The 11,356-nt window shown below is 65.3% G+C and carries 9 protein-coding genes and 1 pseudogene; 1 reads left to right on the top strand and 9 read right to left on the bottom strand.

The window, feature by feature from the left end; all coding sequences use genetic code 11:
* Positions 1–39 precede the first annotated feature (39 nt).
* The 7 genes from EPN31_RS02305 to metE all read right to left on the bottom strand — a co-directional run bounded on the left by EPN31_RS02305 (position 40) and on the right by metE (position 9,351).
* Positions 40–1,536, bottom strand: a complete 1,497-nt coding sequence (locus EPN31_RS02305) for a heme biosynthesis HemY N-terminal domain-containing protein (RefSeq protein ID WP_291768908.1) — start codon at positions 1,534–1,536, stop codon at positions 40–42.
* Between the two features lie 11 nt (positions 1,537–1,547).
* Positions 1,548–2,777 (bottom strand): uroporphyrinogen-III C-methyltransferase, encoded by a 1,230-nt coding sequence (locus tag EPN31_RS02310; RefSeq protein ID WP_291768911.1) that lies wholly within the window; start codon positions 2,775–2,777, stop codon positions 1,548–1,550.
* Between the two features lie 18 nt (positions 2,778–2,795).
* Entirely contained in the window at positions 2,796–3,560 is a 765-nt protein-coding gene (locus EPN31_RS02315; RefSeq protein ID WP_291768913.1) for a uroporphyrinogen-III synthase, read from the bottom strand.
* 10 nt (positions 3,561–3,570) lie between these two features.
* The gene (gene hemC, locus EPN31_RS02320; protein ID WP_291768916.1) at positions 3,571–4,521 is read right to left on the bottom strand and encodes a hydroxymethylbilane synthase; all 951 of its coding nucleotides are present in this window, start codon (positions 4,519–4,521) and stop codon (positions 3,571–3,573) included.
* Between the two features lie 220 nt (positions 4,522–4,741).
* Positions 4,742–5,623: a succinate--CoA ligase subunit alpha gene (gene sucD, locus EPN31_RS02325; RefSeq protein WP_291768919.1), complete on the bottom strand. Its 882-nt coding sequence runs from the start codon at positions 5,621–5,623 to the stop codon at positions 4,742–4,744.
* A 19-nt stretch (positions 5,624–5,642) separates the two neighbouring features.
* Positions 5,643–6,803 carry an ADP-forming succinate--CoA ligase subunit beta gene (sucC, locus tag EPN31_RS02330; protein ID WP_291768922.1) on the bottom strand — a complete coding sequence of 387 codons (1,161 nt, stop codon included), beginning with the start codon at positions 6,801–6,803 and terminating at the stop codon, positions 5,643–5,645.
* 250 nt (positions 6,804–7,053) lie between these two features.
* Positions 7,054–9,351, bottom strand: coding sequence for a 5-methyltetrahydropteroyltriglutamate--homocysteine S-methyltransferase (gene metE / locus EPN31_RS02335; protein ID WP_291768925.1), 2,298 nt, complete (start codon positions 9,349–9,351; stop codon positions 7,054–7,056).
* 103 nt (positions 9,352–9,454) lie between these two features.
* Here metE and EPN31_RS02340 point away from each other — a divergent pair, with 103 nt between their 5' ends.
* Complete coding sequence (locus EPN31_RS02340; RefSeq protein ID WP_291768927.1) at positions 9,455–10,375, top strand: LysR family transcriptional regulator; 921 nt, start codon at positions 9,455–9,457, stop codon at positions 10,373–10,375.
* A 4-nt stretch (positions 10,376–10,379) separates the two neighbouring features.
* Here EPN31_RS02340 and recX read toward each other — a convergent pair whose 3' ends face one another.
* Positions 10,380–10,838: a recombination regulator RecX gene (recX, locus tag EPN31_RS02345; RefSeq protein WP_291768930.1), complete on the bottom strand. Its 459-nt coding sequence runs from the start codon at positions 10,836–10,838 to the stop codon at positions 10,380–10,382.
* Between the two features lies 1 nt (position 10,839).
* Positions 10,840–11,356, bottom strand: a pseudogene (gene recA, locus EPN31_RS02350) (recombinase RecA); the annotation flags it as partial.

The raw sequence follows: 11,356 nt of genomic DNA on the forward strand, positions 1-11,356 counted from the left end.
AAGGTAACTGCAATCAGTGCGGGCGGATGCGGCGCGCCGTCAGCGCGGGGCGTCGCCCGGGGCCGACGACTCCGACGTCTGCGACATGTCGACACCGGGGATGGGCGCCGTATCGAAATATTCTTCATCGGACGCTGCCGGCCTGCGGCCCGCAGCGGGTGCCGGGGGCTTCTGGGGTGGCGCCACGGCACCGGGCGCGTCCTCAGTGGCATCATGCAAGTAGGCTCCGCTGGCCGCCACGGGGTGGGCCGCCGACGTGGGTGCAGCAGACGCCGGCCCCGCGCCGGCCACGAACCGGGGATCCGCCCGGGTGTCAGCCGCCGGCAGCAGACGCGGAATTTCGGGCGCGGCCACGTCGGCGGACAGGCAGGCGCGCCGCCAATGCGCCAGCGCCTGATCATGGCGCCCCATGGCATCATCCAGATTGCCCAGCAAGGCATGGATGTGCATGTCTTCGCGCAGGGCCAGACTGCGGTTCAGGTAGTGCTCGCCCTGGCCCCATAGCTGGCCGGCCAGACACAGCTGACCCAGCGCCGCCAGCAGCCCTGGATGATCCGGGGCAGACTTCAGCCAGAGCTCGGCATGTGCCAGACGGTCAGCCGCCTGCGAGGTGTCGCAATGTGAATAGGCGCGCAGCAGGCGCTCGTCCAGCGACCGCCCCAACGCAGCCTCGAGAATGCGGGCAGACTCGTGGGGATGCCCCAGACGTTCCTGCGCCTGGGCCGCCGCCAGCGCGACCTGTGGATCCACGCGCTCGCCCGCGGTCAGATCGGTCCAGATCGACTTCCAGCCGGCTTCGTCGAGCTGGGGCATGCGCTGGGCCACCGATTCGCAGATGAACTGGTGGGCCTGTGTCGGGTCGATGGCGCTGCGGCGCAGGAGCAGCCGGGTCAGAGCATAGACGCGCGCCGAATGGCCAAGCTGGCGGTGCGCACGCAGCAGCAGGCGCGTGCCATGCAAAAACCGCGAGGACGCGTCCTGCCAGGGTTCCAGTAAGGCCAGCGCCTCATCGGCCCGCCCCTGGTCCAGAAACATTTCCGCCGTGACCGTATCCACCGCCTGATGCAGGCGGGAGTCCTGGCCAGCGCCCTCCTGGGCCCGTTTCAGGATCGAGTCCCGGCGGGTGTACTCGCCCAGCAAATGCAGGGCCCGCGCGGCGCTCAGCCCGGCCAGGACCTTGCGATCCGCCGAGCGCGTGCGCGACAGCAGCGTGGAGAGGTCCTTTTCCGCCTGGATGTAACGCCCCTCCAGCACATTGATCCAGCCGCTTTCCAGAAGCTCAGTATCGCGCCGCTGCGCCCGGCGCCCATGCCATGCCCGCAGGCGATCCGGGCTGCTTCCCAGCCAATACAGACCGCGCAGCAGAACGTGCAGCAGGATGAAGCCCACCAGCGTCAGGACGACCGCTAGAGACAATGACAGCTCGATGCGCCATGGCTGCGCGATGATGAGCACGTTGCCGCCATGATCATGCAGCACCAGCGCCAGACCCACGGCCGCCGCCAGCAGTATCAGCATCCAGATCCAGCTGCGCATCGCCTACCCCCTCAGACTTTGCCGGCCGGAGCCGCTGCGGGCGACTGCGAAGCCGGCGAGGCGTCATTACCAGGATCGGAACCGTCACCACCAGAGTCCTGCTGCGAGTCTTCGGCTGCGGCGGCTTCCCGCGCCGCCGCAATTGCCTGCAAGGTATTGTCCACGTTCGGCAGCTGAACCTCGATCGGTGCGTCGTGCAGATCGCGTGCGAGCTTCAGGGCCTGTCGGGACGATTCGGCGTGCATGTCATAGCGATGATCAACGGACTTCGCGACCTGGGCGAGCTCGGCCTGCCAGATCTTTGGTTGATGCATCATGAGCGCAAGCTGTGCCGTCACCGCACGCTGCTTCAGCCCCTCGCGGAATCGCAAGGCCTGATCCGGCGACATAAGCAGCGCCGCCGTATCGTCGACCCGTCGAATGTCGAAGAGCCCCCGCAGATCGTGCGTCAGATCACCGGCCGTATTCCGCGTCCAGCCCCATGCGCGTGACAGCGCGTGACGCCAGCCGGTCGTCTCGGCAGGAGCTGGCACCGCAGCGCGGGACGACGCAGTGGCAGCGGGTTCAGGCGCAGGCTGCGCGGCTGCGTCGGGCACCAGCAGGGGCGCCTTCGCCACCAGGCCCGAGAGCTCGTCGAGCTGGGCTGACAAGGCCGGGACATTGACGGTCACCACCGCCCGCAGGCGGTCCAGGTCCCCATTGAGCGTTTGCTGCAGTGCCGCAAGGCTGGGCCGGTTAGCCCGCGCCAGCTGAGCCTGAGCTGCCTCGAGCGACACAATGGCATTGGCGACGTTGCCGCCCAGCCCCAACTGCTGCTGCGCAATGGTCACCAGACGGTCAATGTCGTTCAGAAGCATCAGATCCGAACCGCTGTCGGTCATCATCTGCAGCGCCTGGTCCAGATCCTGGACCTGATTGTTCGTGCTGTTCAGCGTATTGCGCAAGTCTTCCAGCTGGGTCGCCTGCTGCTTGGCCAGAGCCAGGGCCTGGGCCGCCTGGGACTGAGTGTCCTCGGCCTGGCGCACGCTGTCATCATGCTGCCGCAGCAGGTCCGCGTGCAGCGCCTGGTATTGCCGCTGCTGGTAATACAAGGCAGCGCCCAGGATCACCGCCAACAGGACCAGAACGATCAGCGCCGTCCGCATGCCCCGCTGCCGCGGTGTCGCAGCGTTGCTGGGCGCGCCCGACAGGGATTTCGACTCTGCAGGCGAAGCGGACGTGCTGTGCTCGGTATCGGTCATGGCGACGGTCGGGTCCTTCTAGTGAAGCAGGCGGGAAGCAGCCAATATAGCTTGAAACAGCGCAGCATCATCCGGAGCACTGAGCGTGACGTGCAACGCATCCGCCGGCCGATCCGCGTACCAGCATTGTAAACGCCGCGCCATGCGCGCGTGCAGCGTGACCGCCTCGAGTCGAGCAGGCCACGCAAGATGATGGTGCCGCAGGCTGCCGTCGATGGCGTCCAGCGCTTCCAGGCTGGTCACCAGCAGCACATGGCCCGCCGGCCCGGCCAGCGCCTCACAGGCGGTCCTGTCCAGCACCACGGGCGTCCGCTCATACAACGCATGGCAGCTGACCGACCAGCCGCGCAAACGGAGTTGCTCGGCCATCCAGTCGCGCCCCTGTGTGGCGCGCAGGATGTGCGCCTGACCCGGCGACAGCGCCTTGCCGTCGATCAGCGCCAACAGAGACTCGGAATCGGGCTCGGCATTTTCGTCCGGCACCAGCACCTGGCTGGCCGGCACGAAGGCCCGCAGGGCCTGAGCCGTCGCCCCGCCCACGGCGGCTGCCCATGCACCGGTGGGCCAGGACGTCCGGACCGATGAAAAATAGGCGTCCACCGCCTGTCGGCTGACAAATAGATGCAGACTGCCGGCTGAAGGCTGCGGGCGCGGCGTGGGCAGACTGTGGATCTCCAGAGCGGGCGCCAGCAGGACCGCCAGACCCGCAGCCCGTAAACGGCCTGCCAGCGCCTCATTCCGGCCGGCCGGCCGCGTCAGAAAAACAGTCGCCTGTGGGTCCAAACGGTCCCCCTCAGGCGTCGGAAGACTGGCTCAGCCGCGCCAGGATCACCTCGGCCCCCTGCGCCAGCAGGGTCTGGGCGACGGATTCTCCCAGCGCCTCGGCCTCGCCGGGACGGCCATGGGCCTCGGCCCGCAACACCCGCGAGCCATCCGTCTCTGCCACCAGTGCGCGCAAGAACAGGTCCTGGTCCTGCAAGACAGCATACGCTGCCAGCGGCACCTGGCAGGATCCCCCCAGCTGGCGGGAAACCGCCCGCTCTGCCAGAGCGCAGGCAGTAGTCGAAGCGCTCGCCAACGGCCGCAGCCAGGTGGCAAGATCACGGCGATCCGCCATGATTTCGATGCCCAGCGCCCCTTGGCCCGCCGCCGGCAGGCTGAGCTCGGGCGGCAGCGTCGAGCGAATGCGATTCGCCAGCCCCAGGCGCTGCAAACCAGCCGCCGCAAGCACGATGGCCGCATAGTCGCCACGGTCCAGCTTGGCCAGACGTGTATCCAGGTTCCCGCGCAGCGGCTTGACCACGAGCTGCGGAAAACGGGCCCGCAACTGCGCCTCACGCCGCAGGCTGGATGTCCCCACCACCGCGTGTGCGGGCAAGTCCTCCAGGCGGTCGACTACGTTAGACACCAGCGCATCGTGCGGATCGGCCCGTTCCATGATGGCTGTCAGCGCGAAAGGCAGCGTCAGGTCCACCGGCACGTCCTTGAGTGAATGCACCGCAAGGTCTGCACGGCCATCCAGCAAGGCCGTCTCGAGTTCCTTGATGAAAAGCCCCTTCCCGCCGACTTTCGACAGGGTCCGGTCCAGAATCTGGTCACCGCGCGTCGTCATCTCGAGGAGTTCGACACGGCAGTCCGGGTAAAGATCCCGCAGCCTGGACTGCACGTGGCTGGCCTGCCACAAGGCCAGGCGGCTGGCCCGGGTAGCGATCACAAGTCTTTCAGGGGATTGGGTGGCGGTCATGCGGTTACCAGCGACAGGATCAGGCGCAGCAGCAGGCCGATCGCGGCCAGGATGACCAGGCCCTGCAGCAAAGTGGGACGTTTCATGATGAATTCACCGGGCTGATATCGAATCAGCTCTTGGGACGCAAAAAGGCCCGATGGTGCGCCGCCCGGTTGGTGGGCACACAAGTCGGGCCTGCCGACCGTGGCGCCCCGCTTGCACGGAGCGCCTCGAATCATTACAGCACGGTTTTCAGCAGCTTGCCCATTTCAGACGGATTGCGCGTCGTACGGATGCCGCAGGCTTCCATGACCGCCAGCTTGGCTTCGGCCGTGTCCGCCCCGCCAGAAATCAGCGCGCCCGCGTGGCCCATGCGTTTGCCGGCCGGCGCGGTGACGCCCGCGATGAAGCCCACCACCGGCTTCTTCATGTGGTCCTTGGCCCACTGCGCGGCATCGACTTCGTCGGGCCCGCCGATTTCGCCGATCATGATGACAGCGTCGGTATCCGGGTCGTCGTTGAACATCTTCAGAATATCGATGTGCTTCAGACCGTTGATGGGATCACCGCCGATGCCGACCGCGCTCGACTGGCCCAAGCCCAGTTCGGTGACCTGCCCCACGGCTTCATAAGTCAGCGTGCCGGAGCGGCTGACAATGCCGACACGACCCTTGCGGTGAATGTGGCCCGGCATGATGCCGATCTTGATTTCGTCCGGCGTGATCAGGCCCGGGCAGTTCGGCCCCAGCAGCAAGGTCTTGCGGTTCTGGTCGCGCATGCGATTGCGAACGTCCAGCATGTCGCGCACCGGAATGCCCTCGGTGATGCAGATGACCAAATCCAGGTCAGCCTCGACGGCCTCCCAGATGGCGGCGGCGGCACCGGCGGGCGGCACATAGATGACGGACACCGTGGCACCCGTGGCCTGCTTGGCATCTTGCACCGAACCATAGATGGGAATGCCCTCGAAGTCCTGGCCGGCCTTCTTGGGATGCACCCCGGCAACGAAGGCGGCGCGCCCGTTGGCGTATTCGCGGCAGGCGTGCGTATGGTATTGGCCGGTCTTGCCCGTGATCCCCTGGGTAATGACCTTGGTGTCCTTGTTGATCAGAATCGACATGTTATGTAGTCCTTGACGCTTATTTTGCGGCGGCGACAGCAGCGGTCGCGGCTTCAGCCATGGTGTCGGCACTGATGATGGGCAGGCCCGAGGCCGCCAGCATCTTCTTGCCCTGTTGTTCGTTGGTACCCTTCATGCGCACCACCAGCGGCACGCTGAGGTTCACCGCCTTGCAGGCCGCGATCACGCCTTCCGCAATCACATCGCAGCGCATGATGCCGCCGAAGATGTTCACCAGAATCGCCTTCACGCTCTTGTGCTTCAGCATGATCTTGAAGGCCTCGGTCACTTTCTCGGCGGTAGCCCCGCCGCCCACGTCCAGGAAGTTCGCCGGAGACCCGCCATAGAGCTTGATGGTGTCCATGGTCGCCATGGCCAGGCCGGCGCCATTCACCAGGCAGGCAATGTTGCCGTCCAGCTGGATGTATGCGAGGCCGAAGTCGCTTGCCTGGACTTCCGCGGGATCCTCTTCATCCAGATCACGGTAGGCCATGATTTCCGGATGGCGGAACAGCGCATTCGCATCGAAATTGAATTTGGCGTCCAGTGCCTTGATACCACCGTTGCCTTCCAGGATCAGGGGGTTGATCTCGGCCAGCGAGGCGTCCGTTTCCCAATAGACCTTGTAGAGCTTCTGGAACTCGGCGGCCGCGCGGGCCACCGAAGCCTCCGGCACGCCAATGCCGCGCGCCAGGCCTGCAGCGTCGGACTCGGTCAGGCCAGTCGTCGGGTCGACGAAGACCTTGAGGATCTTTTCAGGCGACTTCTCGGCGACGACTTCGATTTCCATCCCGCCTTCACTGGAGGCCATGACGCAGACCTTCTGTGAGGCACGGTCGGTCACGATCCCGACGTAGTATTCCTTCTTGATGTCGGCGCCCTCTTCGATCAGCAGGCGCTTGACTTTCTGGCCCGCCGGTCCGGTCTGGTGCGTCACCAGCTGCATGCCCAGGATTTCCGAGGCGAGCTTGCGGACTTCATCGATCGAGCGGGCCAGCTTCACGCCCCCGCCCTTGCCACGGCCACCCGCGTGAATCTGAGCCTTGACCACCCAGACAGGCCCTCCCAGCTTCTTGGCAGCCTCGACGGCCTCATCGACCGAAAACGCCGGAATGCCTCGCGGGACCGTCACGCCAAACTTCTTCAGCAATTCCTTGCCTTGATATTCGTGAATTTTCATGAGTTACCTGTCAGTGAGATAAATAGGAATCGGCCGATGCGTCGCTTCGACACATCGGCGCAGCCAGGATCAGGAGCCCGGCCGGCATGATGGACAGTGGCATTCGGGGTCGAAAGGCAAAATGCGTTCAATCTTTCGATTATAGCGTGCACGACGACCCGACCTCTGGTCGGCCGACGACGCAAAACCCGGACGGCGGAAACGCCGACGGGCCCGGCAACCGGACCCGTCGGCACCCGCAATACGGATGTTATGCAGCTTCGCGCAGGCTGTGCGCCGCGTGCACCATGGCCTTCAGCGCCTCGCGCGTCTCCGGCCAGCCGCGGGTCTTCAGCCCGCAATCGGGATTCACCCACAGGCGGTCGGCCGGCACGCGACGGGCGGCACGATGCATCAGATCCACCATCCAGCCTTCCTTTGGAATGTTGGGCGAATGGATGTCGTAGACCCCCGGCCCAATGTCATTGGGGTAGTCGAAGTCCTCGAAGGCCCCGAGCAGCTCCATGTTGGAGCGCGAAGTCTCGATGGTGATCACATCCGCATCCATCGCCGCGATAGCCTGGATGATGTCGTTGAACTCCGAATAGCACATGTGGGTGTGGATCTGCGTGTCATCCTGAACACCGCTGGTCGTCAGGCGGAAGCTGTCCACCGCCCAATCCAGATAGGCCGCCCACTGGCTGTGGCGCAGCGGCAAGCCTTCCCGGAACGCGGGTTCATCGATCTGGATCACCCGGATGCCGGCCGCTTCCAGATCCAGCACCTCGTCGCGCAAGGCCAGCGCAATCTGTCGGCAAGTCTGCTCACGCGGCTGGTCGTCGCGCACGAATGACCACTGCAGAATGGTCACGGGCCCGGTCAGCATGCCCTTGACCGGCCGGTCAGTCAGCGACTGCGCGTACGCCGACCAGGCAACTGTCATCGGCGCAAGGCGCGCAACATCCCCAAAAATCAACGGCGGCTTGACGCAACGCGACCCATAGCTCTGGACCCACCCGAAGCCGGTGAATGCGAAGCCCGCGAGCAGCTCGCCGAAATACTCGACCATGTCATTGCGCTCAGGCTCGCCGTGCACCAGCACATCCAGGCCAATTTCCTCTTGAAAGCGGACGACGCGCTCGATTTCCGCCCGGATCGCTTTTTCGTATGCCGCATCGCCAAGCGACCCATTGCGCCAATCCCGCCGCAAAGTGCGGATCTCCGGCGTCTGCGGAAACGAACCGATGGTGGTCGTCGGATAGGCCGGCAGCTTCAGGCGCCTGTGCTGGCTTTCGATCCGTCGCGCAAACGGCGCCCGATCCCGGGAAATCCCGGCCGCCGAAGCCAAGCGATCGGCCACGTCGCGACGATGGATACGCGGGGAAGCCGCACGGTCGCGAATTGCCTGGCGAGCGGCGGCCAGCGCCCGTTCATCGGATGCCGCCAACGTCCCGTCCACCAGTCCGCGCAACAGGCGCAGCTCATCCAGTTTCTGTACGGCAAAAGACAGCCAGCTGCGCAGTTCGCCGTCCAGGCCCGTTTCCATATCCAGGTCGATGGGCGCATGTAGCAGCGAGCATGAAGGCGCCAGCCACAAGCGGTCCTTCAGCAAGGCAGCGGCCTGCTTCACCTGCGCGCGGACCCGGTCCAGATCCGTGCGCCACACATTGCGCCCGTCGATGACGCCCAGCGAGAGCACCTGGTCGTCCCGCAAGCCCTCCATCACAGCCGGCAACTGCCCCGGCGCGCGCACCAGATCCACATGCAATCCCTGGACCGGCAGTGACCGAACCACATCCAGATTGAGATCCAGACCTTCGAAATAGGTAGTGAGCAGCAGCTTCACACCGCAACCCGCCAGGCGCCGATAGACACCCTCGAACGCCGCGCGCCAGGCCTGCGGCAACTCCAGTGTCAGAAGCGGCTCATCGACCTGCACCCAGTCCACCCCCTGGCCAGCCAGGCGGGACAGCACCTGTTCATAGACCGGCAACAGGGTCTCGAGCAGCACCAGCTTGGCCGGATCACCGGCCCCTTCGCCGTAGGCGTCGCCCTTGCCCAGCCACAGCCAGGTCAATGGTCCCGGAATCACTGGCCGAGCCTTGAACCCCAGGGCCTGCGCCTCGGCAACCTGCTCGAACAGATAGGAGCGCGCAATCCGGTACGTCTGCTGCGGATGCAGTTCCGGGACGATGTAGTGGTAATTGGTATCGAACCACTTCGTCATCTCGCAAGCAGCGGCTGGCGTGCCGCTGGGCGCGCGCCCACGGGCCATGCGAAATAGCGTGTCCAGATCGACGGGGGCATCTTCGGCCTGACCGAAGCGCGCTGGCACGGCCCCCAGCAACGTACTCCATTCCAGAATGTGGTCGTACCAGGCAAAGTCGCCCACAGGCACCCACTGCAGTCCCGCCTTCGCCTGGGTCTTCCAGTGGCGCGCCCGCAACTCACGCCCTGTCTCGCGAAGTGCCGCTTGATCGATTTTCCCGGCCCAGTACGACTCCTGGGCGCGCTTGAGTTCGCGAGCAGCACCGACTCTGGGGAAACCCAGATTATGAATGATCGTCATGATGTTACCTGTATTACATTAGAATCTCTCAATAACGACCATTTTGACCCACTACTCCCAGAACAAGAAATCAAATGCTGCACTCATTACTTGAGATATTTTCATGATAGAAACCCGGCACCTGGAAACCCTGCTGGCCATCCGGGAAGGTGGCAGCCTTCAGGAAGCGGCCGAGCGACTGCACGTCACGCAATCCGCGCTCTCCCACCAGTTGCGCGATCTGGAAGTTCGCCTAAGGACACCGCTGCTCAACCGCCGCACGCGGCCCGCACGCCTGACCACGGCCGGGCTGCGGCTGGTGGCGCTGGCCGAAGACGTGCTGCCCCGGATTCGCGCCACTGAGCTGGAGCTGCGGCGCCTGGCGGCGGGCCGCACCGGGCGGCTGCACGTCGCCATCGACTGCCACTCGTGCTTCCAGTGGCTGATGCCCACGCTGGATGCGTTTCGCAAGGACTGGCCTGAAGTCACGCTGGACCTGACGGCCGCCTTCTCGTTCGCCCCGCTGCCCGCACTGGCGCGAGGTGATCTGGACGTGGTGATCACCTCGGACCCGGAACCGCTGGCCGGGCTGCACTACCAGGCGCTGTTTGCCTACGAACTGGTGCTGGCAGTCAACCGCGCGAGCCCGCTGGCACGGGCCGCCCAGGTCCAGCCTTCCGACCTGGCGGATCAAACTCTGATCACCTATCCGGTGGACCGGACCCGGCTGGATGTCTTCACGGTGTTCCTGGACCCGGCGGGGGCCGAGCCGGCCGCCATACGCACGGCGGAGCTCACACCCATGATCGTGCAGCTCGTGGCCAGCGGCCGCGGCGTGGCCGCGCTGCCCAGCTGGGCACTAGCAGAATACCGGGATCTTCCGGGTCTGAAAGTGCTGCGGCTGGGCGACGGCATCTGGCGCACGCTGCACACTGCCGTGCGCGCGGAAGACGCCGAAACGCCCTATGTACAGGCATTCCTGGAACAGGCGCGGCGAATCTGCTTCGAGACACTGCCCGGCATCCGCACCGCCGACACCCGGTAGCGCATCAGTCGTCGGACTTGCCGCCCAGAATTCGCCGGATGCATTCTGCCGAGAAACCACGCCCGGCCAGAAAACGATATTGACGCGCATAGTCGCGCGCATCGGTGGGCGCATTACCGAACCGCCGCTGCCAGACCGCGCGGGCCCGCTCGGGTTCGGAATCCCGCAACTGCTGCTGCAGGCCGGCCAGCTCGGCATCCGCCACGCCCTGTTGGCGCAGCGACTGCACGATGCGCTGGGTTCCCTGGGCCTGTGCCTTGCGATGGGCATAGGCCTGCGCATACCGACCGTCGGACTGCCAATGCTCGCGCTGCAGTTCGTCGAGCACCGCCTCGATCGCGGCCGAATCATCCGTATAGGCCGACAGCTTGCGCTGCAGTTCCTGGCGGGAGTGCTCGCGCCGCGACAGGTAGGCGACCGCCCGCGCCTTCAGGCTGAGGTCGTCGCGGCGCCCAAAAGCCAAGTCAGGCGCCCTGTTCCGCCGTGGCACCCGACGCATCCGCCGAGCCCGTAGCGGCGACGGCCCCTGCGCGCGGCACGACACCGAGCTTTTCCCGCACGCGATTCTCGATCTCGAACGCCATGTCGGCGTGTTCCTTCAGGTAGTCGCGGACGTTGTCCTTGCCCTGGCCGATGCGGTCGCCCTCGTAGCTGTACCAGGCACCGGACTTTTCGACGATGCCGGCCTGTACGCCCAGATCGATGATCTCGCCCTCGCGGGAGATCCCGGTGCCATACATGATGTCGAACTCGACCTGCTTGAACGGCGGGGCAACCTTGTTTTTGACGACCTTGACCCGCGTCTCATTGCCGACGACCTCGTCGCCTTTTTTGATGGAGCCGATGCGGCGGATGTCCAGGCGAACCGACGCATAGAATTTGAGCGCATTGCCGCCCGTGGTGGTCTCGGGGTTGCCGAACATCACGCCGATCTTCATGCGGATCTGGTTGATGAAGATCACCATGCAGTTGGTTTTCTTG

Origin of the sequence: Castellaniella sp. (assembly GCF_004321985.1) — a bacterium.
GTDB lineage: Bacteria > Pseudomonadota > Gammaproteobacteria > Burkholderiales > Burkholderiaceae_B > Castellaniella.

Excerpts from the sequence above, each read along its gene's own strand:
- EPN31_RS02305 (WP_291768908.1), bottom strand. The coding sequence starts at position 1,536 with ATGCGCAGCTGGATCTGGATGCTGATACTGCTGGCGGCGGCCGTGGGT.
- EPN31_RS02310 (WP_291768911.1), bottom strand. The coding sequence starts at position 2,777 with ATGACCGATACCGAGCACAGCACGTCCGCTTCGCCTGCAGAGTCGAAA.
- hemC (WP_291768916.1), bottom strand. The coding sequence starts at position 4,521 with ATGACCGCCACCCAATCCCCTGAAAGACTTGTGATCGCTACCCGGGCC.
- sucD (WP_291768919.1), bottom strand. The coding sequence starts at position 5,623 with ATGTCGATTCTGATCAACAAGGACACCAAGGTCATTACCCAGGGGATC.
- sucC (WP_291768922.1), bottom strand. The coding sequence starts at position 6,803 with ATGAAAATTCACGAATATCAAGGCAAGGAATTGCTGAAGAAGTTTGGC.
- metE (WP_291768925.1), bottom strand. The coding sequence starts at position 9,351 with ATGACGATCATTCATAATCTGGGTTTCCCCAGAGTCGGTGCTGCTCGC.
- EPN31_RS02340 (WP_291768927.1), top strand. The coding sequence starts at position 9,455 with ATGATAGAAACCCGGCACCTGGAAACCCTGCTGGCCATCCGGGAAGGT.